The sequence below is a fragment of the Rhizobium sp. N324 genome, assembly GCF_001664485.1.
Classification (GTDB): Bacteria; Pseudomonadota; Alphaproteobacteria; order Rhizobiales; family Rhizobiaceae; genus Rhizobium.
Genome location: NZ_CP013635.1, coordinates 442,761 through 466,265 on the forward strand (window position 1 = coordinate 442,761; position 23,505 = coordinate 466,265).

Annotated in this window: 26 protein-coding genes and 1 pseudogene; 15 read left to right on the forward strand and 12 right to left on the reverse strand. The window is 60.9% G+C overall.

Annotation, left to right across the window (positions count from 1 at the left end; translation table 11 throughout):
• The first annotated feature begins 93 nt into the window (after window positions 1-93).
• From AMK05_RS31960 to AMK05_RS31990, 7 genes are all read left to right on the forward strand, one after another.
• Window positions 94-1,074, forward strand: a complete 981-nt coding sequence (locus AMK05_RS31960; protein ID WP_171899894.1) for a carbohydrate ABC transporter permease — start codon at window positions 94-96, stop codon at window positions 1,072-1,074.
• Complete coding sequence (locus tag AMK05_RS31965; protein WP_064844582.1) at window positions 1,071-1,907, forward strand: carbohydrate ABC transporter permease; 837 nt, start codon at window positions 1,071-1,073, stop codon at window positions 1,905-1,907. The genes AMK05_RS31960 and AMK05_RS31965 overlap by 4 nt, the downstream gene beginning before the upstream one ends.
• Before the next feature lie 4 nt (window positions 1,908-1,911).
• Window positions 1,912-3,084: a glycoside hydrolase family 88 protein gene (locus AMK05_RS31970; protein WP_064844584.1), complete on the forward strand. Its 1,173-nt coding sequence runs from the start codon at window positions 1,912-1,914 to the stop codon at window positions 3,082-3,084.
• Between the two features lie 15 nt (window positions 3,085-3,099).
• Window positions 3,100-4,206, forward strand: a complete 1,107-nt coding sequence (locus AMK05_RS31975; RefSeq protein WP_064844587.1) for an ABC transporter ATP-binding protein — start codon at window positions 3,100-3,102, stop codon at window positions 4,204-4,206.
• Window positions 4,207-4,227: 21 nt separating this feature from the next.
• The gene (locus tag AMK05_RS31980) at window positions 4,228-4,944 is read left to right on the forward strand and encodes a YesL family protein (RefSeq protein ID WP_064844589.1); all 717 of its coding nucleotides are present in this window, start codon (window positions 4,228-4,230) and stop codon (window positions 4,942-4,944) included.
• 31 nt (window positions 4,945-4,975) lie between these two features.
• Complete coding sequence (locus AMK05_RS31985; protein WP_064844592.1) at window positions 4,976-6,250, forward strand: ABC transporter substrate-binding protein; 1,275 nt, start codon at window positions 4,976-4,978, stop codon at window positions 6,248-6,250.
• Between the two features lie 77 nt (window positions 6,251-6,327).
• Entirely contained in the window at window positions 6,328-8,178 is a 1,851-nt protein-coding gene (locus AMK05_RS31990; protein ID WP_064844594.1) for a DUF2264 domain-containing protein, read from the forward strand.
• 186 nt (window positions 8,179-8,364) lie between these two features.
• Here the strand turns inward: AMK05_RS31990 and AMK05_RS31995 are convergent, their stop codons facing one another.
• Window positions 8,365-8,871, reverse strand: coding sequence for an HIT family protein (locus tag AMK05_RS31995; protein ID WP_064844597.1), 507 nt, complete (start codon window positions 8,869-8,871; stop codon window positions 8,365-8,367).
• Window positions 8,872-9,145: 274 nt separating this feature from the next.
• Between AMK05_RS31995 and AMK05_RS32000 the strand changes: the two genes are divergently transcribed.
• Together AMK05_RS32000 and AMK05_RS32005 are read left to right on the forward strand one after the other, a co-directional pair.
• Window positions 9,146-9,409: a hypothetical protein gene (locus AMK05_RS32000; protein ID WP_064845017.1), complete on the forward strand. Its 264-nt coding sequence runs from the start codon at window positions 9,146-9,148 to the stop codon at window positions 9,407-9,409.
• A 33-nt stretch (window positions 9,410-9,442) separates the two neighbouring features.
• Window positions 9,443-9,712 carry an antibiotic biosynthesis monooxygenase gene (locus tag AMK05_RS32005; RefSeq protein WP_064844598.1) on the forward strand — a complete coding sequence of 90 codons (270 nt, stop codon included), beginning with the start codon at window positions 9,443-9,445 and terminating at the stop codon, window positions 9,710-9,712.
• Window positions 9,713-9,808: 96 nt separating this feature from the next.
• Here AMK05_RS32005 and AMK05_RS32010 read toward each other — a convergent pair whose 3' ends face one another.
• The 5 genes and pseudogenes from AMK05_RS32010 to AMK05_RS36300 all read right to left on the reverse strand — a co-directional run.
• Entirely contained in the window at window positions 9,809-10,228 is a 420-nt protein-coding gene (locus AMK05_RS32010) for an HD domain-containing protein (protein ID WP_064844599.1), read from the reverse strand.
• A 4-nt stretch (window positions 10,229-10,232) separates the two neighbouring features.
• Complete coding sequence (locus tag AMK05_RS32015) at window positions 10,233-10,562, reverse strand: DUF2934 domain-containing protein (RefSeq protein WP_064844600.1); 330 nt, start codon at window positions 10,560-10,562, stop codon at window positions 10,233-10,235.
• Window positions 10,563-10,593: 31 nt separating this feature from the next.
• Window positions 10,594-10,944 (reverse strand): hypothetical protein, encoded by a 351-nt coding sequence (locus tag AMK05_RS32020; RefSeq protein WP_064844601.1) that lies wholly within the window; start codon window positions 10,942-10,944, stop codon window positions 10,594-10,596.
• Between the two features lie 117 nt (window positions 10,945-11,061).
• The gene (locus tag AMK05_RS32025; protein WP_064844603.1) at window positions 11,062-11,352 is read right to left on the reverse strand and encodes a hypothetical protein; all 291 of its coding nucleotides are present in this window, start codon (window positions 11,350-11,352) and stop codon (window positions 11,062-11,064) included.
• A gap of 172 nt (window positions 11,353-11,524) precedes the next feature.
• Window positions 11,525-11,714, reverse strand: a pseudogene (locus AMK05_RS36300) (SDR family oxidoreductase); the annotation flags it as partial.
• Window positions 11,715-11,937: 223 nt separating this feature from the next.
• Here AMK05_RS36300 and ydiJ point away from each other — a divergent pair.
• Window positions 11,938-14,976: a D-2-hydroxyglutarate dehydrogenase YdiJ gene (gene ydiJ / locus AMK05_RS32030; protein WP_064844605.1), complete on the forward strand. Its 3,039-nt coding sequence runs from the start codon at window positions 11,938-11,940 to the stop codon at window positions 14,974-14,976.
• A gap of 88 nt (window positions 14,977-15,064) precedes the next feature.
• On the opposite strand, the gene AMK05_RS32035 is transcribed toward ydiJ, so the two are convergent.
• The 3 genes from AMK05_RS32035 to AMK05_RS32045 are packed head-to-tail and all read right to left on the reverse strand — an operon-like array spanning window position 15,065 to window position 17,463.
• Window positions 15,065-15,328, reverse strand: coding sequence for a DUF6522 family protein (locus AMK05_RS32035; RefSeq protein ID WP_064844608.1), 264 nt, complete (start codon window positions 15,326-15,328; stop codon window positions 15,065-15,067).
• A 40-nt stretch (window positions 15,329-15,368) separates the two neighbouring features.
• Window positions 15,369-16,499, reverse strand: coding sequence for an HPP family protein (locus AMK05_RS32040; RefSeq protein WP_064844610.1), 1,131 nt, complete (start codon window positions 16,497-16,499; stop codon window positions 15,369-15,371).
• Between the two features lie 58 nt (window positions 16,500-16,557).
• Window positions 16,558-17,463 (reverse strand): LysR substrate-binding domain-containing protein, encoded by a 906-nt coding sequence (locus tag AMK05_RS32045; RefSeq protein WP_064844612.1) that lies wholly within the window; start codon window positions 17,461-17,463, stop codon window positions 16,558-16,560.
• Window positions 17,464-17,719: 256 nt separating this feature from the next.
• On the opposite strand from AMK05_RS32045, the gene AMK05_RS32050 reads away from it, so the two are divergent.
• Window positions 17,720-18,031, forward strand: a complete 312-nt coding sequence (locus AMK05_RS32050; RefSeq protein ID WP_064844615.1) for a hypothetical protein — start codon at window positions 17,720-17,722, stop codon at window positions 18,029-18,031.
• Window positions 18,032-18,068: 37 nt separating this feature from the next.
• On the opposite strand, the gene AMK05_RS35910 is transcribed toward AMK05_RS32050, so the two are convergent.
• Window positions 18,069-18,488, reverse strand: a complete 420-nt coding sequence (locus tag AMK05_RS35910; protein WP_237352280.1) for a hypothetical protein — start codon at window positions 18,486-18,488, stop codon at window positions 18,069-18,071.
• Window positions 18,489-18,639: 151 nt separating this feature from the next.
• Between AMK05_RS35910 and AMK05_RS32060 the strand changes: the two genes are divergently transcribed.
• Window positions 18,640-18,840: a hypothetical protein gene (locus AMK05_RS32060; RefSeq protein WP_064845019.1), complete on the forward strand. Its 201-nt coding sequence runs from the start codon at window positions 18,640-18,642 to the stop codon at window positions 18,838-18,840.
• 207 nt (window positions 18,841-19,047) lie between these two features.
• Window positions 19,048-20,091: a tartrate dehydrogenase gene (locus AMK05_RS32065; protein WP_064844620.1), complete on the forward strand. Its 1,044-nt coding sequence runs from the start codon at window positions 19,048-19,050 to the stop codon at window positions 20,089-20,091.
• Between the two features lie 60 nt (window positions 20,092-20,151).
• Here AMK05_RS32065 and otnC read toward each other — a convergent pair whose 3' ends face one another.
• The gene (gene otnC, locus AMK05_RS32070; protein ID WP_064844623.1) at window positions 20,152-20,820 is read right to left on the reverse strand and encodes a 3-oxo-tetronate 4-phosphate decarboxylase; all 669 of its coding nucleotides are present in this window, start codon (window positions 20,818-20,820) and stop codon (window positions 20,152-20,154) included.
• 16 nt (window positions 20,821-20,836) lie between these two features.
• Window positions 20,837-21,835 carry a LacI family DNA-binding transcriptional regulator gene (locus AMK05_RS32075; protein WP_064845021.1) on the reverse strand — a complete coding sequence of 333 codons (999 nt, stop codon included), beginning with the start codon at window positions 21,833-21,835 and terminating at the stop codon, window positions 20,837-20,839.
• Between the two features lie 3 nt (window positions 21,836-21,838).
• On the opposite strand from AMK05_RS32075, the gene AMK05_RS35450 reads away from it, so the two are divergent.
• Together AMK05_RS35450 and AMK05_RS32080 are read left to right on the forward strand one after the other, a co-directional pair.
• Window positions 21,839-21,994, forward strand: a complete 156-nt coding sequence (locus AMK05_RS35450; protein ID WP_172599296.1) for a hypothetical protein — start codon at window positions 21,839-21,841, stop codon at window positions 21,992-21,994.
• Window positions 21,995-22,076: 82 nt separating this feature from the next.
• Entirely contained in the window at window positions 22,077-23,393 is a 1,317-nt protein-coding gene (locus AMK05_RS32080) for an MFS transporter (protein WP_064844625.1), read from the forward strand.
• Window positions 23,394-23,505 lie beyond the last annotated feature (112 nt).

Sequence of the window (23,505 nt, forward strand, 5' to 3'; positions counted from 1 at the left end):
CCGGAGATGTGCTATGTCCTTGGCAGGAGGAAGAACTGGCGGCATTCGGCCGCCCGGATTTTAGGATCTAAGCATCTCGCGGCCAGCCGCAGAATGCCCGCCCAGGAGGAAGCATCGGTGTCCATATCGAATTCGGTCATCGCGACGGATGGCGCCCCAGCGGCTTCCCGCCGGAAGGTCACCGCCCTGTCCAAGCGGCAGCGCAAGATCCGCAATGCGCTCGTCGCTTATTCCTTCATCGCCCCGAATTTCCTCGGCTTCGCGGTCTTCACGCTCGGCCCGATCCTGTTCGCCTTCGCCCTCGCCTTCATGCATTGGGACGGCTCGAATGCGATCACATTCGCGGGGCTAGACAATTTCTGGCGGCTCTTCGACGACAAGGCGTTCATCGCCGCCTTCTGGAACACGATCATCTATACGGCCGCCTCGGTCCCGGCGACACTGCTGTGCGCACTCGGCCTCGCCGTTCTCCTCAATCAGAAAATCGTCGGGCGAAATTTCTTCCGCACAGCGATGTTCTTCCCCTATGTCGCCTCGCTGGTCGCCGTCGCCGTCGTCTGGAACATGATCTTCAATCCCGAGATGGGACCGGTGAACATGATCCTCTACACGCTCGGCCTCGACCCGAAGAACATGCCGGGATGGTCGGCCGACCGCCATTGGGCGATGGTAACGGTGATCCTCTTCGGCATCTGGAAGAACATGGGCTATTACATGGTCATCTATCTGGCCGGGCTGCAGGGGATCAATTCCGAACTCTACGAGGCCGCCGATCTCGATGGCGCCAACTCCTGGCAGAAGTTCATCCACGTCACCGTGCCGCAACTCGGGCCGACGACCTTCTTCGTCACCGTCATGCTGACGATCCAGTCCTTCAAAGTCTTCGACCAGATCTTCATGATCACCCAGGGCGGACCCGGCACTTCGACGCTCGTCCTCGTCTACCACGTCTACAACGAGGCCTTCATTTCCTGGGATCTCGGTTATTCCAGCATGGTTTCGCTGGTGCTGTTCTTCCTCGTGCTGGCGGTCACCGTCTTCCAGTTCCGCCGCCAGCGGGAGGATGAGGCATGAGGATCGCCGGACGCAAGGTCACCGCCAAAACGGTCCTCCTTTATGCCATCGTCATCACGGTGACGGTGGTGATGCTGCTGCCCTTCGCCTGGATGCTTTCGGCGTCCCTGAAGCTCAGCCGCGATGTCTTCGCCTTCCCGATCGAGTGGATCCCGTCGCAGCCGCAATGGCAGAACTACGTCGACATCTGGACGAAGATCCCGCTTGCGCTCTTCATCTACAACACCTCGAAGCTGACGATCATCGTCACGCTGCTGCAGCTTCTGACCTCCAGCTTTGCCGCCTATGCCTTCGCCAAGCTGAATTTCCCCTATAAGAACACGCTGTTCCTCGGCTATATCGCCACCATCGCCATGCCCTGGCAGGTCTATATGGTGCCGCAATTCCTGCTGATGCGCGAGTTCGGCCTCAACAACACGCATCTGGCGCTGATCTGCCTGCAGGCCTTCACCGCCTTCGGCGTTTTCCTGATGCGGCAGTTCTACATGTCGATCCCGACCGAGCTCTGCGAGGCGGCCCGCATCGACGGCATGAACGAATATCAGATCTGGGCGCGCATCATGCTACCGCTCTCGAAGCCGGCGCTCTCGACGCTGACGATCTTCACCTTCGTCAGCACCTGGAATGATTTCCTCGGGCCGATGATCTATCTCACCAAGACAGAGCTGAAGACCGTCCAGATCGGCCTGCGCATGTTCATCTCACAGTATTCGGCCGAATACGGGCTGATCATGGCGGCTTCCGTCGTCGCTCTCATCCCGGTTCTCATCGTCTTCCTCGCGCTGCAGCGCTTCTTCGTCGAGGGCATCGCCTCGACGGGACTGAAGGGGTAAATCCATGAACGCCGTATCATCCGTCTCCCCGCTACCGATCACCGATGACGAGGTCCAAGCCGCGCTCGATCTTGCCGTCGCGCAGATCCGGCGCAATCTCCCTGATTTCACCTATGCCGCGCAGAACCATTCGAGCGTGAACAATGTCTATCCCGCAGTGGCTAACGACCAGTGGACCGCCGGCTTCTGGCCGGGCGAGCTGTGGCTGGCCTTCGAGCATAGCGGCGATCCGGTGTTCCGCCACGCCGCGCAGATCCAGGTCCAGTCCTTCCTGCATCGGATCGTCAACCGCATCGAGACCGATCATCATGATATGGGCTTTCTCTATTCACCCTCCTGCATCGCCGCCTGGAAGCTCGTCGGGGACGAGGATGGCCGCAAGGCCGCGATCCTTGCCGCCGACCAGTTGATCGAGCGCTTCCAGCCAATCGGCCAGTTCATCCAGGCCTGGGGCCATAAAGGCAAGCCGGAGGAATACCGCTACATCATCGACTGCCTGTTGAACCTGCCGCTGCTCTACTGGGCGAGCCGCGAGACCGGCGATCCGAAATATCGCGAGATCGCGCTCGCCCATGCCCGCACGACGCTTGCCCATTCGGTGCGGCCTGACGATTCCACCTATCACACCTTTTACATGGACCCCGTCACCGGCGCGCCGGTGCGCGGCGCCACCAAGCAGGGCTACCGGGACGACAGTTTCTGGGCGCGCGGGCAGGCATGGGGCATAGCGGGCATGGCGATCTCCTATCGCTACGAGCCAATCGAGGAATATCGCCGGAGCTTCGACCGGCTGCTCGCCTTCTACCTCAACCGGCTGCCGGCCGACATGGTGCCCTATTGGGATCTTGTTTTTTCCGACGGCGACGGCGAGCCGCGCGACAGCTCGTCGGCCTCGATCACCGCCTGCGGCCTGCTTGAGATGGCCGAGCTCGTCGACGCCGACACCGCCGAGCGCTACCGCGTGCTGGCGCGGCGCATGGTGAAGAGCCTTGCCGATCACTATGCGGTCAAGGATCCAACCGTCTCCAACGGCCTGGTGCTGCATGCAACCTATTCGAAGAAATCGCCGTTCAACACATGCCGTGGCGAGGGCGTCGATGAGTGCGTCTCCTGGGGAGATTATTATTACATGGAAGCTTTGACGCGTCTTTCGCGCCGCTGGTCTTCCTATTGGTGAGGTCAGGAGAACCCGATGGCCAGCATTTCGCTTAAAGAGCTGAACAAATCCTACGGCGCGCTCACCGTCGTCCACGATATCGACCTCGAAATATCAGACAAGGAATTCATCATCCTGGTCGGCCCCTCCGGCTGCGGCAAATCGACGACGCTCAGGATGATCGCCGGCCTCGAGGAGATCTCCGGCGGAGAACTCAAGATCGGCGGCGACGTCATGAACGACGTCCCCTCCAAGGACCGGGATATCGCCATGGTTTTCCAGAATTATGCGCTCTACCCGCATATGACCGTTTACAAGAACATGGCTTTCGGCCTGCAGCTGCGCAAAGTGTCGCGTGATTTCATCGACAAGCAGGTGCAGGATGCGGCCAAGATCCTCGACATCACCCATCTCCTGAACCGCAAGCCGAAAGCGCTTTCGGGTGGGCAGCGCCAGCGCGTCGCGCTCGGCCGCGCCATGGTGCGCAACCCGGCCGTTTTCCTCCTCGACGAGCCGCTGTCCAATCTCGACGCCAAGCTGCGCGGCACAATGCGCTCGGAAATCACCAAGCTGCACAAGCGCCTCAACGCCACCTTCATCTACGTCACCCACGACCAGGTGGAAGCCATGACGATGGCCGACCGCATCGTCGTCATGAAGGACGGCCATATCCAACAGGTCGACACACCGCAGAACCTTTACGACCGCCCCGTCAACATGTTCGTCGCCGGCTTCATCGGCGCGCCGCAGATGAACATGCTGCCGTCGACCATTCAGCGCCGGGGTGACGGCTACGTCGCCATCTTCGACGGCCGGGAATTGCCGCTGCCTGCGCATTTCGACCAGAGCAGGATCGCGCCCTACGAGGACCGCGAGCTGGTGCTCGGCATCCGCCCGGAGAATTTCCATGAACTGCCGCCGGCCGACATCCCGGCCGAAAATCTCGCGCCCTTGAAGGCAGTGGTCGAGCTTGCCGAACCGATGGGCTCGGAAGTGCACCTGAACATGGTGGCCGGCGGGCGCAATCTCATCGCCCGCGTGTCGCCGCGCTTCCGGCCTGACATCGGCGACGAGGCGACGCTTGTCGCCGACATGAGCAATGCGCAGCTGTTTGACAAGGAAACCGAACGATCGATTCTTTAGTGAGCGCCTGGGGAGACGGCCATGCAGTGGTTGCGGGACATGTGGACGCAGGAGGGGCCGGGCATTCCGAAGGATGCGCCTGCGAAGACCGGCCTTGCCCTCTTCGCCGACATCCTCGCCCGCGAATGGTGGGAGATGGTCAAGCTCAACATCCTGTTCATCCTCGCCTGCCTCCCCGTCGTAACGCTGCCGGCGGCAATCGCCGCCACGGCCCGGGTCTCGGTGGCCTTCGTCGAGGATCGCAACACCTATCTGCTGCGCGACTTCACCGAAGCATTCCTGCACTATTTCTGGCGCGCCACCGCCTGGGGTCTGGCGCTGACGGGCGGGCTCGCACTCGGCATCTATGCAATCTTCAGCTATGCAGCCGGCGCGCGTGACAAGCTGATGCTCGCCGCACCGCTGGCGGTCGCGCTTGTTGCCACCGCCTTCCTTGCGGTCACCGCCTGCCATCTCATCGTGCTGATGGTGATGCGCGACCTGCCGGCGCTGCGGCTCCTGCGGCTCGCCGCGCTCGCCTCCGTCGCCCGCCCGCTGCCGGCGCTTGCCGCGCTCGCCGTCAACGCCGCCCTGTGGCTGGCGCACATCCTCTTCTATCCGGTTTCCGTGTTCATGCCGGCGGCCTTCAATTTTTCACTCGGAATGTTCGCCGTCGCATTCGGCGTCCATCGGGCGGTGGTGTTGGTTCTGGACCTGCCAGAGGCAATGCAGCCACACCGACACTTTAAAAATAACTGATACAGAGACGATCCAGGGAAGGAGAACAGGAATGTATTTGGACAAATTCGGGAGGACGGTGAAACTTGCCGTGGCAGGTTTCACTCTGGCCGCAACGACATCAGGCGCGGCGCTCGCTCAAGACGCCGTGACGCTGAAATGGGCTTTGTGGGACTGGGACAAGACCGCCTATTACAAGCCGCTGATCGAGGCCTATCAGGCCAAGCACCCGAACGTGAAGTTCGAGCCGATGGACCTCGGCTCGCAGGACTACCAGCAGATGATTTCGACGCAGCTGACCGGCGGCTCGAAAGACATCGACATCGTCACCATCAAGGACGTGCCGGGCTATACCAATCTGGTGCGTGCCGGCAACATCGCCGATCTCAGCGGCTTCGTGAAGGATCAGAAGATCGATCCGGCGCCCTATGGCGGCCTGATCGAGGAACTGACCGTCGACGGCAAGGTCTATTCGCTGCCGTTCCGCTCCGACTTCTGGATCGTTTATTACAACAAGGACATCTTCGACAAAGCCGGCGTCGCCTACCCCACCAACGACATGACCTGGGCGCAGTTCGACGCGACCGCCGAGAAGCTTGCCGGCGGCATGGGCACCAACAAGACCTATGGTGCGCTGCTGCATACCTGGCGCTCGACGGTCCAGCTACCCGGCATCCTCGACGGAAAACACACGCTGGTCGACGGCGACTACGCCTTCCTGAAACCCTGGTACGAGCGCGCGCTTACCCTGCAGAAGGATGGCGCCATCCCCTCCTATGCCTTCCTGAAGACATCGAACACGCATTATTCGGCGCTCTTCTTCAACGGCACGATCGGCATGCTGCCGATGGGCACTTGGTTCGTCGGCACCCAGATCGCCAAGGTGAAATCGGGTGAATCGAAGAGCAAAAACTGGGGCATCGTCAAGTTCCCGCATCCCGATGGCGTGCCAGCCGGCACGACGGCTGCGCAGATCTCGGGGCTCGCTGTCAACGCCAATTCCGAGCACAAGGATGCCGCGCTCGATTTCATCAAGTTCGTCACCGGACCGGAGGGCGCGGCCGTCGTCGCGTCAACAGGCACCTTCCCGGCGCTTAAAACCGCCGACGTCAGCGCAAAGATCGCGGCAACACCCGGCTTCCCTGAAGATGCGGCCAGCAAGGAGGCGCTGATACCGGCTAAAGCCTATCTGGAAATGGCGGTCAACCCGAACGCGGCCAAGATCGAGGTCGTGCTCAACCGCGTCCACGACGCGATCATGACCGACAACACCCCTATCGACGACGGGCTGAAGGAAATGACCGAAGGCGTGAAGGCCATCAAGTAGACCTTGCGAGATGCTGACGGCCGCGGACCAGCAGATGGCCCGCGGCCGATCCTGTTTTAGAAAAACCAGAGCCGACAATGATTTACGATCCCAGCAGGGCCAACCCGCTTTGCGGTATTCCCCTGAAGACGCGCGACGATCTGGCAAAGGCCGTCATCGACCTTTTCGAGCCCCTTCTGCCCTATTTCTCCGAAGGCGGCGCGCGTGTGCGGCTCGGTGCCACAGGTGCGATCTTCGACCGGGCAGCGGCGGATCTGGAGGGATTTGCGCGGCCGCTCTGGGGCATCGTTCCCCTTGCCGCCGGTGGCGGCCATTTCCCGCATTGGGATCTTTATCGGCGCGGGCTGGCGAACGGGACCAATCCTGATCATCCCGAATATTGGGGCGATCTCGCCGACCGCAACCAGCGGCTGGTCGAACTCGCCGCCGTCGGCTTTGCGCTGGCGCTGGTGCCGGAACATATCTGGGAGCCGTTGAGCGATAGCGACAAGAAGACGGTCTCCGCCTATCTTCTCCAGGCACGGAACTTGGAATTCATCGACAACAACTGGAAATTCTTCCGCGTCCTCATCGATCTCGGGCTGGAGCGCGTTGGTATTGCATTCGACCATGGGAAAACCATCGCCTATCTCGACGAGTTGGAAGCTTTCGATCTCGGCGAAGGCTGGTATCGCGACGGACCGGTGCGGCGGGTCGATCACTACATCCCCTTCGCCATGCATTTCTACGGCCTGATCCATACCGTGCTGGCACGCGGCGACGAGGCGCGCAAGGACCGCTTCCGCGAGCGCGCTCGGACCTTCGCGCGGGATATCCGCCACTGGTTCGGCCCCGACGGGGCCGCCCTTGCCTTCGGTCGCAGCCAGACCTACCGCTTTGCGGCTGGCGGCTTCTGGGGCGCGCTTGCCTTTGCCGGCCTCGAAGCGCTGCCCTGGGCCGAGATCAAGGGCTATTACATGCGCCATATCCGCTGGTGGTCGGCACTGCCGATCGCCGACCGCGATGGCGTTCTCTCCATCGGCTACGGCTATCCGAACCTTCTGATGAGCGAGAGCTATAACTCTCCCGGCTCGCCCTATTGGGCGCTGAAATTCTTCCTGCCGCTCGCCCTCCCTCAGGATCACCCCTTCTGGACCGCCGAAGAGGCGCCGCAGCCGGAATTCTCAGAGCCGGTGGCTTTGAAGCAGGCCGGCATGGTCGCCATGCATACGCCCGGAAATGTCGTCGTGCTCTCCTCTGGCCAGCAGCACGACAAGATGCGCGGCGCAAACGAGAAATATTCGAAATTCGCCTACTCCACCCGCTATGCCTTCAACATCGAAGCCGACGACCGCAATTTTGCCGCCGCAAGCTTCGACGGCATGCTCGGCCTCTCCGACGACGGCACCCACTTTCGCATGCGCGAAAGCCTCGAAGAGGCACTGATAGCAGGCGACCGGCTCTATTCCCGGTGGCGCCCCTGGAATGACGTCACGATCGAGACCTGGCTTATTCCCGCAAACCCCTGGCACATCCGCATCCACCGGATCGCCACGCCGCATCCGCTCAGTACCATCGAGGGCGGTTTTGCGATCGAACGGGCCGATTTCAACGCCGATCGCTCCGAGCAGGCTGAACGCCGGGCTGTCTGGTACGGACAGACTGATGTCAGCGCGATTGTTGATCTATCGCTTCGTCCGAGGGCCGGCCACGCGATGAGCCCCATACCGAACACCAACCTCATCCACGCCAAGACCCTGCTGCCGCAGCTGCGCGGCGAAATCGGCCCGGGAACCACCGTGCTGGTCACCGCGGCGATGGCGCTGCCGAGCCACGGGAATTGGGCGGAGGCGCTCGCCAATCCGCCGGTTTGCCCGGACCTTGACGAACTGGGGCGGCACTTTCGTGAACACGGCGTGCGCGTGGCGGCCTTTGCTCTCCAGTCTTAGCGTAGGGTTAGAGGGTCCTTCGCGGCCCATTGCAGCGGCACAATCATTCGCTGCGAGGAGTGGCGCGATGACGTCGTCCGCGCGCCAGATCAACAAAACGGCGCTTGACCTCGTCGAACAGCCCCGGTGACAACGGGCAGCGCCCCCAATTAAAGCGGCGGCGTCGACCCCATGTACGCCGTTCTGCTATGATCCGGTCCGTTCAGTCTCGTACGCCTCGGCAATCCGTTCCGCCAATTCTGCCATTTGATCGTCCGGTATCTGCAGAACGCCATGCTCAGCCATCAACGCGTGGTATTGCTGCTTTTCAAGCGGCACGCCCGAAGGCAAGGGAACGACGTGAAAATGTAAATGGCTATTGGCTTGCTGACTGCCGAGTGAAAGCACATAAATTCGCTCGGCATCGAACACTCTTTTGAGGGCGCGCGACAAGATGTGAACCTTCTCCTGCAATCGAAGATATTCGTCTGTCGATATATCTCGCGCCAGATCCTCGCGGTGCTCCTTCGGACTGACAAGGCAATAACCCGGAAGAGTCGGATATTTGCTCAGAAAGATGATGGTCTCATCATCCTCGAAAATGCAATGATGAAAGCAAGTGGGGTCGTTCTTGACCAAGCCGCAGATAAAACATCGCCTTGTTTCAATGCCGCGCACATAGGCCTTGAGATCAAATGGCAGCCGTTCGATCATTGCTGAACCTTTCGTGCGCAGCTTCGATTGTCGATGGTGCGTCGACTGATATTGCCATCGTACCCTAAAGTGCGTCCCGATCCTTCAGATTTGCCGAGCTTGATGTGCTTATCTTCTCACGCGCCATTAATATTTTATGATTACCAGTAGTAATCATACCAACCATTCAATGACATAACTTAACATTCTTTAAGTGCAAGATTATTTAAGTGAAATCCGGCGAATCCCGATGTTATACTCTGATTTCACTTTGGAGCCATGGGAGGAGGATGCAATGCCTACCGTAATGGTCTGTCACGACGTCAAAGACACGAAACACTGGCTCGTCTCGCCTGTTCGCAAGCAAGTACTGGAACCCGTCGGCGTCACGAATATTCGCACCTTCACAGACCCTCAAACGCCCAACCGCGTTGGCTTGGTGATGGAGGTTGCAGACATGCAAAAGTTGATGGCCTTCATGCAGACCAAGGCCGCGGCCGATGCGATGGCGAGTGATGGCGTGCTGCCGGAGACCATGATGATCCTGGTGCAATCGTAACACACATCTCTACGGGCAACGCGGGAGGATGAAATGACGACTCTATTCGTGAGGCACGAGGTCTCCGACTACGCCACCTGGCGCAAGATCTATGATGCGTTTCATCAGGTGCAAAAGGCCAATGGCGTTACGGCGGAAGCCGTCTACCGGGCCACGGACAACCCGAACGACATTACCGTAACGCACGAGTTTGCCACGCTGGAAGCGGCTCAGGCTTTCAGTAAGCTGGAAGAGCTGAAGGCAGCGATGCGCAAGGGAGGGGTACTCGGGACTCCGATCGTGTGGTTTGCCAATAAAGCGTGAAATGGCCCAACGACCGCAGCCGGGCAGTGGTGGCTAAGCTGCCGCCGTCCGGCGCATGAGATGAAGGCGGCGGAGTTCGCGCTCTGCCGAGCGCCCTCACTGCACGCTCCTCAAATCGTGCAGGAGATCCAGGCCGCGCTGATATTTTTCCGTTTTCTTGCCGGCCTGTTCGGCCTGACGGAGATTATCTTCGAGGTCGGCTTGCTTGACCGGCAGAGCAAGCGGGTTCGAAGCCGCACGCCTGACGAAGTCGTCCTCTGTCTCGTCCGGCCGCCGTGTCAGAGCATCGACCGCGGCGACGATCGCCGGCGGAAAGCCTTCCTTCCTCAGCCTGTCGAGCGTCCACCCGCTTGCCTTCTCGACGACGTCATGAAGGTAGGCTACCGTTCGTGTCTCGTCGCCGGAAACGAGAAGTGCTACCCGCTGGCAGTGCTCGAAGTACGGCCGGTCGGTCTTATCAGCCTGCCCTTCATGCGCTTCGAGAGCGATTTGGATGGCGTGGTCGAGATGCTGCATCGGATTACGGCCCCTCGGTCTTCCTGATCTTCCGCTGGGACTGCTTTTCGCCAGTCGTCATTTCCAAATCCGGCACGGAAGGAACCTTGGCAACCTGGCCGCGCTTTGGCGACCGCCGATCGAAATCGCCGCTCTCACCGGCGCCCTGAAGCAGCGCCGCATCATCCCTGTCGTCTTCATCGAGCAGATCCTGCAGGGTCTCATGCTCATCCTCGCCGGCCAGTTCATCGCAGGCTTGCAGCCAATGGCGCTGGTCCGCTCCATCCGGGCGGCCCTCGGCCTCCCAGATTTCATAGGCACGGCGACGTATCTGCTCGTGCTTGTCTATAGCCATGATCTTCTCCAAGCACATTTGAATGAGCCGCTCAGGGCGTGTTGATGGTCGGAAGAAAATCCACCACCTGTTTACGCTCATCTTTTGAAAGCGTCTCCACCCGCTCCCGCCAGAACCTCTCGGCCTCCGGCGGATCCTGATCCCATTGGCGGACTTCGGTGATGTTGTCGTCAATTTTGGACCGGCGGCGGCCACCGAGTCTGAGATATTCCGTCGCAAGTTTCAGGCTGGGGGTTTCGCTGTCGCCGCCGTCTATCACCGCGCGTGCATTGCTGCGGGCCTTCTCCAACGTCCTGCGACGATCATCCGCCGCCTGTTGTGTGTCGGCCGAGCGTGCGTCGTCAGTGCCGCTTTCCGGAGGTGTAGCGGATTTGGACATCATACCGGTTATCCTTCCAACCCATCCACAGATGTTGCGATTCGATAACCCTCGCGAGTTGCAAGAGTTCCCGCCGATGGCCATGATTTGAGTGGAGGCTGGAGCCGGAGCGCCCGGCCATCAATGTACGGCCATGCTCACCATGCGATAGGGGTGCACGGCCTCGAACTGCGAGATCATCGCCGTCGCCCGCAGCAGCACGCGCTCGGCATTCTCGGGATCGTCACGGGCGAGTTCATCGGCGCTGACGCGGATTGCTTCAGCCATGTTGATGGAAAGTTCTGCAAATTGCGCATCGCCCTCAACGAGGGCCTCACGTGCCGTGTCTTCCAGCGTACGGGCGATGTCGACGAAGATCTCCTCGCGCTCCTCGACGCTCAGGTCTTTGATTATATTGGTCTTCTCTTCCATGACAGGCGCTCCGGAAAGACGTGGGAATCATCGTCTTTCATGTCGAACGCCGGAGCCACGCTTCGGTTCCCTGGAGGGGCGAGACTGGCGCCTCGGTGTCGGCATCGTTTGCCGTGCGATCAAGGCGCTGGATAACCGAAATGCCGGAGCGGACGGCTCGCTCATCGTCGGCGAATCCGAGCTGTTTTGCTTGGCCCGTCGCAAAGCCAGCGGCGTGACGGAATTGACAAAGATCTGATCCTTAGCGCATTCCTGGGCGAAGGATTTCGTCAGGCTGACGGCGGCCGCCTTGGTGACGGCATAATGGGCGTTTTGGGGTGGGCCTTGAAAGCATCGACCAAGGTCACGTTGACGACCCGCCCCGGCGACCCCATGACGCCGCGATGCGTCGAAACGGACGAACTAAGCAGTTCCTCATTGCGATCGATCTCGGTGGCCCATGCGAGATCATGAGCTTCGCGGTCGTCACTCCGAACCCGGAAGAACCGCCAACGATGATTGCGATCTGGTTCTTCGAAGTTCCACCTCGTTATTTGGCCGTGTGTCAAGTTTGGCAAAGCTCCAGGGCATTCTGAAAGTTTCGAAATGATCCCACGCCTCCAGCCCAAAGCTTCCATCCCTCTTCCGCCCGCTGGTTTCTTCCAGCAACTTATCGAGGCGGGGTTTACCGGCGATATCGAAACCGGCGCAGCAAGCCGAACTGTATTTTCGACCGACAATTCCATCTATCAGGTGGAGCCGGCCGGCATTCTTTTTCCAAGGAGCGTCGAAGACCTCCAACTGGTGGCGGCCGTGCTGTCGGAACCAGCCTTCCGGGGGACAAGCATCGCACCGCGCGGCGGCGGCACCGGCACGAACGGTCAGTCCCTGACATCGGGTGTCGTGGTGGACTGTTCGCGGCACATGACGTCCATTCTGGAAATCGATCCGGTCCGAAGGGTTGCGCGCGTCCAGGCCGGCGTCGTCAAGGATGAGCTGAACCGGGCGCTGAAGCCCTACGGCCTGTTCTTCGCACCCGAACTCTCCACCTCCAACCGCGCCACCATCGGCGGCATGATCGCCACCGACGCCTGCGGCCAAGGTTCCTGCCTCTACGGCAAGACTAGCAACCACGTCCTCGGATTGCGTATCGTGCTTACCGACGGTTCCGATTTCTGGTCGCGCCCGCTGGACGCGGAGGCGTTCGAGGAGATCGCCGCGCGTGAGGGCCGCGTTGGCGATGTTCACAGGACGGTCGAACGGATCGCCCGGGAAAAACATGAACGCATCGCCGAAATTTTCCCGAAGCTGAACCGCTACATGACCGGCTACGACCTCGCCCATGTCAGGCGCGGCGACGGACGCTTCGACCTCAATGCCGTTCTCTGCGGCTCGGAGGGAACGCTGGCGATGATCGCCGAAGCCGAGCTCAACCTTCTGCCGATCCCGGCCCATGCGGCGCTGATCAACATCCGCTACGGCGACTTCAACACCGCCCTGGAGGATGCCCGCAGCCTGGTGGCGCTGAAGGTCGCCTCGGTGGAAACGGTCGACGAGAAAGTCCTCGGGCTGGCGAAAGGCGATATCGTCTGGACCGGCATTGCCCGCTTCTTTCCCGACGATGCGGGCAACGCGACCAACGGCATCAACATTGCCGAAGTGCTGGCCGATGATGAAGCGGAACTCGAGCGCAAGCTTGCGGAGGTGACCGCCGCCCTCGACACGGATGCGAACGCCCGCCATGCCGGCTATACGATCGCCCGGGGCCATGCCGACGCTGAAGCGATCTGGTCGATGCGCAAGCGGGCGGTCGGCCTGCTCGGAAATGTGGAAGGACCGGTCAGGCCCGTCGCCTTCGTCGAGGATACCGCCGTGCCGCCGGAAAACCTGGCGGCCTATATTCGCGACTTCCGTGCGCTTCTCGATGGCGCGGGCCTTTCCTACGGCATGTTCGGCCATGTCGATGCCGGCGTCCTGCACGTGCGGCCAGCGCTCGACCTCACCCGCGACGACCACATCAGGCTGGTGCGCGACATCAGCGACGCCGTCGTGGCGCTCACCCGCAAATATGGCGGCGTGCTTTGGGGAGAGCACGGCAAGGGCGTGCGTTCGGAATATGTGCCGGAATTTTTCGGCGATCTTTATCCCAGCCTGCAGGAGATCAAGCGGGCTTTCGATCCTCAGAATCGGCTCAATCCCGGCAAGATCGCAACCCCTTCCGCGGAAGTGCTGACGAAGATCGACGATGTTCCGTTGCGCGGAGATATCGATCGCATCATCGGCAACGAGATCCGCTCCGCCTTCGACAACGCCGCCTATTGCAACGGCAACGGCGCCTGTTTCGATTTCGACGAAACGAGCCCGATGTGCCCCTCCTACAAGGCGACGCGCGACCGGCGCTTTTCACCCAAGGGCCGCGCCGCCCTGATGCGGGAATGGCTGAGGCTGCTTGCGGAAAAGGGCATCGATCCCCGCCAGGAGGCGGCGCGCCTGCGGCGAAGCATTCCGCTTGCCAGCCTCGCGCGGCGCGCCTTCAATTCGCTGAATCCGGCCAATCGGGACGACTTTTCCCACGAGGTGCGCGCGACAATGGACACATGTCTCGCCTGCAAGGCCTGCGCGGGGCAATGTCCGGTGAAGGTCAGCGTTCCGGCCTTCCGCTCGAAATTCCTGGAACTCTATTATGGACGCTATCTCCGCCCGCTGAAGGACCCGCTGGTCGCGGCGATCGAAACCACCCTGCCGCTCGTCCGACGCATCCGGCCGGCCTATAACCTCATTGTCGGCACGCGCGCCGGCAGGACGATGATGCGCATGACCGGGCTGACCTCCCTGCCGCGTCTGCCGCAAATCTCGCTGGCAAGAGAAGCTGCCCGCCTCGGCGTGCCGCTTGCGACCGCTCAGACAATCGAAGCCCTGTCGCGCGAGGCAAGGCAGCGCAGCGTCGTTTTCGTCGCCGATGCCTTCACCGCCCACTTCGATCCCGATGTCGCGCTCGCCGCCATCAGGCTCGCTCGAAAAATGGGACTGACGCCCTTTCTTGCTGCCTCCCATATCAATGGCAAAGCCCTGCATGTTCATGGCTATCTCGGGCGCTTCGAGGCTGCAGCCAAGCAGACCGCACGTTATCTCCAGCGACTGGACGAGACAGGTGTGGCGCTCGTCGGGCTCGATCCATCGATGACGCTCGCCTTTCGCAGCGAATATAAGGGGATGTTGAAGGCGAATGTCCTGCTCCCACAGGAATGGCTGATCGCCAATCTCGACCGACTTGCAGCCTCGCCTTCCGCTGCCGAAGGCAAAAGCTTCCGCTTGATGGCCCATTGCACCGAGCGCACCAATGCGCCTGCCTCCGTCGCACAATGGCAAAAGATATTCTCAAGCCTCGGCATCGACCTTCGGGCAGCGCAAACCGGCTGTTGCGGCATGGCCGGCACCTTCGGCCACGAGGCCCGCAACCGGCCGATCTCCGAACGTCTCTACGCAATGAGCTGGAAGCCCGAGCTTGATGCGGCCGGCGAAGCCGATATCCTCATGGCCACCGGCTATTCGTGCCGTTCTCAGGTGAAGGAAATCGACGGCAAGCGCATCCCGCATCCATTGCAGATCATCGATCGCATGATCACTCACAAGCGGCCTAACTGATCATACAGTGTTTCTGTACCTCGGGGAGAAACGGAAAACTCCAGCATGCAATCGGCGGCGAAGCATCAATGATGTCGGCCATGCATCATCAGGCCGACTTCCCCCGAAGCACGGTCATTTGCTCGTGCTGAACCTCATTCGCATCATTCAGCACCGCGCGCCAAAGCCTGTTGCCGAGCCGAAGCGACACCCGCTTGGTGCCCTCGTGTTCAGCGGTGCCGATTTCCACGGTGCTGACGAGGGAGCCATGTCGCACATGACGACGGAGATCGGTCAGCGACAGGCCGAACCGTTCCGCAAGTTCGGATGAATCCAGGATAAAATCCCCATTCGGATCGCACTCGATCAACACTGGCTCATTTCCTCGCTGCTTGACAATCCACGACTACCGCTCAGGCCACGGCCGAGATCGGGGCGCTGTCGTTCGGCAGCAGCCGCGCCACCGCGCTTAAGAGATCGGTCTGCGATATCAGCCCGAGAATGCGGTAGTCGTCATCGACAATGATGACGGCATGCGTACGACCATCGGTCAGAACGGGCAATAGCGATAGGGCCGCATCAGAAGATCTCGCTACCGCCGGTTTTGAGATCGCGTGCGCGATGGTCTCCGCGCCTTCGGACAATTCCCGCAAGCCGACGGTGCCGATGAGACGCCCCTCCGGATCCTTCACCGGCAGCGTTCGGATATTGTGCTTCAGGAGAAGATGCCGCGCCGCAGCCGGTTCCGCAGCTTCGCCGATGGCGATCACGTCACGCGACATGATATCGGCACAGCTGATCTTGTCGTTTGAGCGGATGGCGGCTTGCAGCTCGACCTGCTGCAGCAGTCGGGCGAGATCGCCCCGGTCGATATCGAAGGTTTCATCGAGCGCTGCCAGGGCCGCATCGACATCCTCTTCGCGAAAACCCACCCGCACGGCCGACGGCATGTCGATCGTCTGATGGGTATTCTCAGCCGGCCTTGGAACCACGTGCGGATAATTCCGCTTGGAAAGCTTGTGGAACAGCAGACCAAGGCCGACGAGGATGCAGGAGTTCAAAGCGACGGGCACGAAGGGAAAAAGAAACCCCCAGCCGGCAACGACCGGACCGCCGAGCACGGCGGTGAGCGCTGCAGCTCCGCCAGGCGGATGAAGGCACCGCGTAAAGGACATCGCGCCGATGGCAAGCGAGACGCCGACGCCGGTCGCGATGATCGGGTCGCGGATGAAATAGGCGGCAATGATACCCATCAGAGCGGAAATCGTATTGCCGCCGATGATTGACCAAGGCTGCGCAAGCGGGCTCGCCGGCACCGCAAAAAGCAGCACCGCAGACGCGCCCATCGGCGCGACGATCAGGGGAAGATGCGGCCCCTGCCCGAACAGATAGCCGCTGAGGACGCCGGTGAGGCCAATGGCCAGCAAAGCGCCGAGACATGCGATCAGCCGCTCTCGTAAGGTCGCGCCGGCCAGGATCGGTGAAAACAGCCGAAAGCGGCGGAAGCGGCTCGGTCCCAACTTCGGGGAAACGGGAGATTGCATGACAAGACCAATTTGAAGCGAGGATTATCCGGCGGGATGAGGGAAGACGAGGGGCGGGCTAGTTCATTGCCAGTCTGGCATCCCTGCCTTTTGTCGCGCTGAGGACTTCGTGGAATGCGTTGAAAGCGCTGGGGCGATCGTTCTTGCGGTAGACCAGCAGCGTCTCCACGAGCCCCAGCTGATGGGTCTGGACGGATGTCGGCCAGTGCATGAGGTCGAGAACGGATCTCGGCATGACGCCGGCAGTATTGCCGGTCGCCACGCTCGCCAGGATCGCATGGTAGGAGCCATGCTCGCTCGTCCGCAGGGCGGTCGATTTGCGCGCCCAGTTTTCGGCGATCCGGCGATAGGTGCAGCCAGGCTCCAAAGCGGCAATCGACCCGACACGCAGGTCGGCAGCGGATTTGACCGCGGGATGCCCGGATGGCAGCACGATCAACAGGTCTTCGACAAAGACCGGCTCCATCTCCAGCGCCTTGAGCTCGGCCTCGAAACCCGCGTCTTCCCCGCGCATCGTCTTCGGCGGGCGGGCAATCAGCGCGCAGTCCAGTGCATCGGCCACAACGGCGCGGGCGAGGTCGCGGGATGCGCCCATCGTCAGATGAAGCGACACATCAGGCCACATCCGGTTGAATTGCGTCAGCGCCGCCGGCAGCCGGCTCGCCGCCGTGCTTTCCATTGTGCCGACGCGCAATGTTCCCGACGGGGCGAGAGGCCGCACGGCCTGGCGCGCTTCGAGCGCAAGCGCCATCAGCCGGTTGGCGTAGGCCAGGAACGTCTCCCCCTCCCGCGTCAACGTCATCTTCTTGCCGTCACGGCTGAACAGGAAAACACCGAGATCGTCCTCCAACTGCCGGATGCGCGTCGTCACATTCGACGGCACCCGACCGACCGCCTTGGCAGCCTTGGTAACGCTGCGATCGCCGGCGACAGCGAGGAATATTTCGAGCGACGAAAGGTCCAATGAAAGATCTCGTTTCCGGAATTATGGAGAAAGATAATTCTCCATACAAAAATCATCGCCACCACTCAAGTCGTATTGCGATATAATTTGCCGGCGTTAGCGAAGAGGAAACAGTTGCCGAAAAAAGCAACGCGGCGCCGAGGAAATAGCCACGGGCGGCCGATATTGCCGCCACTCAGGGGGAAATTACACCGTTTGCAGCTGGCACGGCGTTTGCAACGGCAATTCCATCCGTAGATCAATCGGCGACGACCCCATGGCGCATCTTGTCTTGACCTGTCTTCTTCTCAGCATCGCTTCCGGCCTGAGCATGCGACGCTTTCTCCTGCCCTATCTCCCGGGCGGCGATCTCGCCGAGAAGTCCGCGCCCGTGACGATCGTCGCAAGCGCCATTTTTCTGGGGGCGCTGGCCTTTACCGTCTCCGATCAGAACCTCTGGGCGACATCCGCTATCCTGGCGCTCGGCCTGCTGCTGGCGGTCATGTTCGACGATGCCCGACCCAAACTGACGATCGCCCTCTCCGCCATCAGCCTGGCGGTCTATCTCGGCTTTCGTTCGATCAACTGAGCCATTCGGCTTTTCCAGGCGACGATCGAACACTCGCCTATTTGGCGATATCGAAGCCTCTGTCGAGATGTTGCATCCAAAGACGAAAATCATTCGTGAGCAGCGCCACATCATACCGCCACTCCGCCCGCAAAAGCTCCCAGCGGCCTGCGTCTCCACTATCAAGCAAGGCATGAACCCTCTGCCTGAGATTTTCAAACGCCTCATCGGCGGGATAAGGCACGGGGCGGTGCAATGCGGGATGCAATCGGCGTTCCATCAAGCTACTCCTCAACGATCGACGCCCTTTTGAATATATCGTATTACGATATAATTTCAAGAGACGCTGTGAGAGCCCTTTTGGGAGCCGGCGAGGTGCTTCCTGATCTGATGGGACAGCCGTGAACGCGCCGCGATACAGCCCAGGAATTTTCACGCGGCGCGGGAAAACAATCTCTGCTGAAGAATGATTTTTCATTGTTATTCTTCATTGAGGAATAAATCCACTGAGGGAATCAGGGGGCCATCAAACGAGAAGAAGCGTTCCGTGAGCGGCGACAGCAGCAACTTTCACCGCCTGCTTTTCGATCTCATAAACGCCTCCAAGCATGCGGAGTTAAACGATGACCATGGAGAGCAAACAGGCCGGCAAGATCTGGTCTGAATGGTATGCCTGGCATCCGGTCTTGCCGATCGACGACACCGTGTTCTGGCTTGAGACCGTCTACCGGCGGCAATCCCCGGACGGTCTTTGGCAATACCGATCGTTCCGCCCCGAATCCGAGCGCCGGCAGGCCCTGGCCTCCACGCCCGTCTGTCCCGGCGCTTGAATCCGGCAGCCGAGGATCCCGCCCAATCGATCTCCGTCGATCCAGATCGTTCGAGAGAATGCACTGGCGATGCCGGCGCAAACCCAACAATCGACCAAATCCCGGCCGCTTTCGGCAAATAAAGTCGGAGCCGTCCTCTACAGTCATTCCCGCACGGCGCAACCCGCAGAGCCAGAATGTGCTGATCAGCCGGTGAGAGGACCTGCCATGAAGACCTACAAGATCGCCCTTCTGCCAGGAGACGGCATCGGTCGCGATGTAACGGAGGCAGCCAAGGCCGTGCTCGAAAAGGCAGCGGCGCGAAACGGATTTTCGCTTGCGACGACAAGCTATCCCTGGTCCTGCGACTACTATCTGGAGAACGGCAGCATGATGCCCAGTGATGGCATCGAAACGCTGCGCTCCTTCGATGCCATTCTTCTCGGCGCTGTCGGGTGGCCTCGCAAAGTGCCCGATTCCGTGTCGCTGCACGGGCTTCTGCTGCCGATCCGCAAGGCTTTCGTGCAATATGCCAATATCCGCCCGCACCGGCTGCTGCCGGGTGTGCAGGGCCCGTTGCGGTCGGAGAACTTCGACATCCTTTGTATCCGTGAGAATACCGAAGGCGAATATTCGGGCGCCGGCGGCCGCGTCCACCAGGGGACCGACAGCGAGGTGGCCGTGGAAACCTCGATCTTCACCCGCAAGGGCGTCGAGCGCATCCTGCGTTTCGGCTTCGAACAAGCGCGGGCGCGGCGCGGCAAGCTTGCCTCGGTGACAAAGTCCAACGCGCAGAAATATTCGATGGTTTTCTGGGACGAGATCACCGAGAGGCTGTCCGCCGACTATCCCGATGTCGAGGTGACCAGCTATCATATCGACGCCATGGCCGCCCGCATGGTCATGGCGCCGGAGAGCCTCGATGTGGTCGTCGCTTCCAACCTGTTCGGCGACATCCTGACGGACCTTGGCGCCGCCATTCAGGGCGGGCTCGGCTTTGCAGCCTCCGCCAACATCAATCCCGATCGCTCGGCGCCGTCGATGTTCGAGCCCGTCCACGGTTCCGCGCCGGATATCGCCCATCTCGGCATCGCCAATCCGATCGCCGCCATCTGGTCGGGCGCAATGATGCTGGAGCACCTGGGAGAAACGGCTACCGCCGGAAAAGTGATGGCCGCGATCGAGGCGACGACGGCAGGCGGCATCGGCGCGAGTCCCGGCAGGGACAAGACGGACGCGATCACGGCATCGGTGTTGTCGGCGCTCGATTAGGACATGACGCCGACAAAGTGTGCGGGTTTGGCCGCCCGACCTGAATCCTGTTTTGGCCGTTCAATGGTCGTCGTGGTCGTGATGCGATGGAAGGTCGAGGCCGAACGTGTCGGCCAGATCGGCCACCTGTCCTGGGCTGAGGTAACGGGGATTGAGGTTGCGCAGCAGCAGATAGAGCTTTGCCGTTTCCTCCAGTTCCTCGGTCGCAAAGACCGCCGCTTCCAGGCTGTCGCCGGCGACGACGGGTCCGTGATTGGCCAGAAGCACCGACGAATACTTGCCCGCCAGCCCGCGGATGGCATCGGCCACATCAGGATCGCCGGGACGATAATAGGGCACCAGAGCGGTTTCGCCGGCGCGCATCAGATAATAGGGCGTCATCGGCGGCAGGACGGCGCGCGGATCGATCTCCGGCAGCATCGTCAGCGCCACCGCGTGGGTGGAGTGAAGATGGACGATGGCGCGGGCGCTGCCGCGCGTGTCGTAAAGGGCGGTGTGCAGCGGAATTTCCTTGGTCGGCTTGTCGCCGGAGAGCAGCCGGCCGTCCGCATCGAGCCTGGAGATCCGGGCCGGATCGAGAAAACCCAGCGAGGCGTTGGTCGGCGTCACCAGCCAGCCGCCGTCTTCGAGCCGCAACGATATATTGCCCGACGAACCGGGTGTGAGCCCGCGCTCGAACAGCGAGCGGCCGTATCGACAGATTTCTTCACGCTGGCGCGCGTCGGACATGACATTTCCTCCAAGATTACGCGGTTGCGCCGTCGATCAGTTCGAAACCGAGATCGACGGCCTGGGGCGGCGCGTTGGCGACGACCAGCTGCGCGGCGATCTGTCCGGTCGCCACACGCGGCGTGCGGATGGTCGACAAGGGCTGCGGCATTGCCCGGCCGATATCGAGGCCGTTATAGCCAAAAATGGCGAGCTTCGAGGGGATAGCGATGCCCTCGGCCAGACAGTGGAAGTAACCGCCCAGCGCCATATCGTCGTTGGAAAAGTAAACCGCATCGAGATCCGCCGTCCGGGCAAGCAGACGCTCCAGCCCCAGCCTGCCGTTTTCCACGGATGAAGCGCCGGCGAGAATTTCGCGATCGACGAGAGGCGCGCCGCCGGCCTCCAGCGTTTCGCAGAAACTGGAAAACCGTTTGCCGGCGCGGGTATCACGGTTGAGATCGTGACCGACATAGCCGATCCGGCGATAGCCCCGCTTCAGCAGGAATGCAGCGCTCTCCCGCCCGGCCGCGCGGTTCGAGAAACCGACCGCGATGTCGAGCGCATCTCCGTCGAGATCGAGCAGTTCCACGACTCGGCATCCGCTGGCACGCAGCATTTTCATTGTCCCCTCGGTGTGCTCGTATCCCGCCAGCATGACCGCCGCCGGCCGCCAGGCGAGCATCGCAGCAGCGAGCGCCTCCTCCTTGCCCGGATCATAGTCGGTGACCGAGAACACCGCCTGGTACCGGTTTTCCTCCAGGACGGCGCTGGCGCCGCGCAGCACATCGGGGAAGACGATATTGGACAGCGAGGGAATGACGAAGGCAACAAGACGCGAACCGGTGGAGGCCAGCGTTCCGGCGATCCGGTTCGGCACATAGCCCAACCGCTCGACGGCAGCCATCACCCGCTCCCGCGTCTTGCCGGAAAACGAGCCGTGATTGCGCAGCACGCGTGACACCGTGCTCTCGCCGACACCGGCCGCGTCCGCGACCTCGGCAAGCGTTACCGTCACCTGCTGTTTGAATTCCATCTTATGTTTGAACCCGAGCTCTTTTTTGGAATGGCTGCCGGCATATCCGCCAGCAACCGCCGCGCTGCCACCATTTTTCACCGCTCTCGCGAAGAAGCAAGGATTTTTTGGCAGCGCTACCAATTTGCCATTGGCAGCGCTGCCAAAATAGATTATTGACAATGGCAGCGCTGCCAAAAATGGACTGGCGTGCTGCGGGAGGATCGACTGGAGACCGCGGCAACAATTGGAGGAGAAAATCATGACTCTACAGACGCAGGCGCCACCCATTGGCGCACATCCCGCCCGGACGGCGGAAGACCGCGCCTATGCCAAGGTGTTCTGGCGCATCGTGCCATTCCTGATGCTGTGTTACGTGGTCGCCTATCTCGATCGCGTCAATGTCGGCTTCGCCAAGCTGCAGATGTCGAGCGAACTCGGTCTGTCCGAAGCCGCCTATGGCATCGGCGCAGGAATTTTCTTCATCGGCTATTTTCTGTTCGAGGTGCCGAGCAACGTCATCATGAACAAGGTTGGCGCGCGGATGTGGATCGCCCGCATTATGGTCACCTGGGGCATCATTTCCGCCGCCTTTATGTTCACCTCGTCGGAAACCGTCTTCTATCTGCTGCGTTTCCTGCTGGGCGTTGCCGAAGCCGGTTTTTTTCCCGGCATCATTCTCTATCTGACGGCGTGGTATCCGGCCGATCGCCGCGCCAGGATCATCACCACCTTCATGTCCGCGATCCCGATATCGGCGATTTTCGGCAACCCGCTTTCGGGCCTCCTGATGGACAGTTTCCACGGTACGCACGGCCTTTCCGGCTGGCAGTGGATGTTCCTGATCGAAGCCATTCCGGCCATTCTTTTCGGGATCGCCACCTTCTTCTATCTTGATGATACGATCCGAGACGCGAAATGGCTGAACGATGAGGAAAAGCGCGTGCTGACCGCCAATATCGAGGCGGAGAACCGGGTCAAGACGACAAGCCCGCACAGCATTGCGGCGACGCTGACCGACCGCCGCGTCTGGCTGATGTGCCTGATCTATTTCTGCTTCGTGCTCGGGCAATACGGCCTGAATTTCTGGATGCCTTCAATCGTGAAAGCCTCAGGCGTCAGCGGAAACTTCAATATCGGCCTGATTTCCGCTATTCCCTATATCTGCACATTCGTCGTCATGCTGGCGCTCGGGCGCTCTGCCGACAGGCTGCGCGAACGCCGCTGGCACCTCGTCATCCCGGCCGTCATCGCTGCGGGTGGTTTTGTCGCGGCGACGATGGCGACCAGCACGGCGGTCTCGATCGCCTGCCTCTCGCTGGCGGCCGCAGGCGCCATCAGTTGCGCGCCGCTCTTCTGGTCGCTTCCGACAGCCTTTCTTGCCGGCACGGGTGCGGCGGCCGGCATTGCCTGGATCAATTCGGTCGGCAATCTTGCCGGGTTCCTCGGGCCGTTTCTGGTAGGCTATCTGAAGGACTTCACCGGCACCAACAGCGCCGGCATGTATCTGCTGGCGGCTGCCTTGATCATTGGTTCGCTGGCCGTGCTGACGGTTCCTGCGAAAACCGTCAATCGCTGAACTCGCGCATAACCCCGAAAATCGGAATCGATTTTCGGAAAGGATTATGCGCAAATTCAAAATGTTAGAGCGTCCTCAGCGCGTCTTGTAGACGCACGGCGCTCTAAAGTCC

What these genes read in the sequence shown, in the direction of transcription:
- AMK05_RS31960 (WP_171899894.1), top strand. Translation starts at nt 94, where the DNA reads ATGCCCGCCCAGGAGGAAGCATCGGTGTCCATATCGAATTCGGTCATC.
- AMK05_RS31965 (WP_064844582.1), top strand. Translation starts at nt 1,071, where the DNA reads ATGAGGATCGCCGGACGCAAGGTCACCGCCAAAACGGTCCTCCTTTAT.
- AMK05_RS31970 (WP_064844584.1), top strand. Translation starts at nt 1,912, where the DNA reads ATGAACGCCGTATCATCCGTCTCCCCGCTACCGATCACCGATGACGAG.
- AMK05_RS31975 (WP_064844587.1), top strand. Translation starts at nt 3,100, where the DNA reads ATGGCCAGCATTTCGCTTAAAGAGCTGAACAAATCCTACGGCGCGCTC.
- AMK05_RS31980 (WP_064844589.1), top strand. Translation starts at nt 4,228, where the DNA reads ATGCAGTGGTTGCGGGACATGTGGACGCAGGAGGGGCCGGGCATTCCG.
- AMK05_RS31985 (WP_064844592.1), top strand. Translation starts at nt 4,976, where the DNA reads ATGTATTTGGACAAATTCGGGAGGACGGTGAAACTTGCCGTGGCAGGT.
- AMK05_RS31990 (WP_064844594.1), top strand. Translation starts at nt 6,328, where the DNA reads ATGATTTACGATCCCAGCAGGGCCAACCCGCTTTGCGGTATTCCCCTG.
- AMK05_RS31995 (WP_064844597.1), bottom strand. Translation starts at nt 8,871, where the DNA reads ATGATCGAACGGCTGCCATTTGATCTCAAGGCCTATGTGCGCGGCATT.
- AMK05_RS32000 (WP_064845017.1), top strand. Translation starts at nt 9,146, where the DNA reads ATGCCTACCGTAATGGTCTGTCACGACGTCAAAGACACGAAACACTGG.
- AMK05_RS32005 (WP_064844598.1), top strand. Translation starts at nt 9,443, where the DNA reads ATGACGACTCTATTCGTGAGGCACGAGGTCTCCGACTACGCCACCTGG.
- AMK05_RS32010 (WP_064844599.1), bottom strand. Translation starts at nt 10,228, where the DNA reads ATGCAGCATCTCGACCACGCCATCCAAATCGCTCTCGAAGCGCATGAA.
- AMK05_RS32015 (WP_064844600.1), bottom strand. Translation starts at nt 10,562, where the DNA reads ATGGCTATAGACAAGCACGAGCAGATACGTCGCCGTGCCTATGAAATC.
- AMK05_RS32020 (WP_064844601.1), bottom strand. Translation starts at nt 10,944, where the DNA reads ATGATGTCCAAATCCGCTACACCTCCGGAAAGCGGCACTGACGACGCA.
- AMK05_RS32025 (WP_064844603.1), bottom strand. Translation starts at nt 11,352, where the DNA reads ATGGAAGAGAAGACCAATATAATCAAAGACCTGAGCGTCGAGGAGCGC.
- ydiJ (WP_064844605.1), top strand. Translation starts at nt 11,938, where the DNA reads ATGATCCCACGCCTCCAGCCCAAAGCTTCCATCCCTCTTCCGCCCGCT.
- AMK05_RS32040 (WP_064844610.1), bottom strand. Translation starts at nt 16,499, where the DNA reads ATGCAATCTCCCGTTTCCCCGAAGTTGGGACCGAGCCGCTTCCGCCGC.
- AMK05_RS32050 (WP_064844615.1), top strand. Translation starts at nt 17,720, where the DNA reads ATGGCGCATCTTGTCTTGACCTGTCTTCTTCTCAGCATCGCTTCCGGC.
- AMK05_RS35910 (WP_237352280.1), bottom strand. Translation starts at nt 18,488, where the DNA reads ATGAAAAATCATTCTTCAGCAGAGATTGTTTTCCCGCGCCGCGTGAAA.
- AMK05_RS32060 (WP_064845019.1), top strand. Translation starts at nt 18,640, where the DNA reads ATGGAGAGCAAACAGGCCGGCAAGATCTGGTCTGAATGGTATGCCTGG.
- AMK05_RS32065 (WP_064844620.1), top strand. Translation starts at nt 19,048, where the DNA reads ATGAAGACCTACAAGATCGCCCTTCTGCCAGGAGACGGCATCGGTCGC.
- otnC (WP_064844623.1), bottom strand. Translation starts at nt 20,820, where the DNA reads ATGTCCGACGCGCGCCAGCGTGAAGAAATCTGTCGATACGGCCGCTCG.
- AMK05_RS32075 (WP_064845021.1), bottom strand. Translation starts at nt 21,835, where the DNA reads ATGGAATTCAAACAGCAGGTGACGGTAACGCTTGCCGAGGTCGCGGAC.
- AMK05_RS35450 (WP_172599296.1), top strand. Translation starts at nt 21,839, where the DNA reads ATGTTTGAACCCGAGCTCTTTTTTGGAATGGCTGCCGGCATATCCGCC.
- AMK05_RS32080 (WP_064844625.1), top strand. Translation starts at nt 22,077, where the DNA reads ATGACTCTACAGACGCAGGCGCCACCCATTGGCGCACATCCCGCCCGG.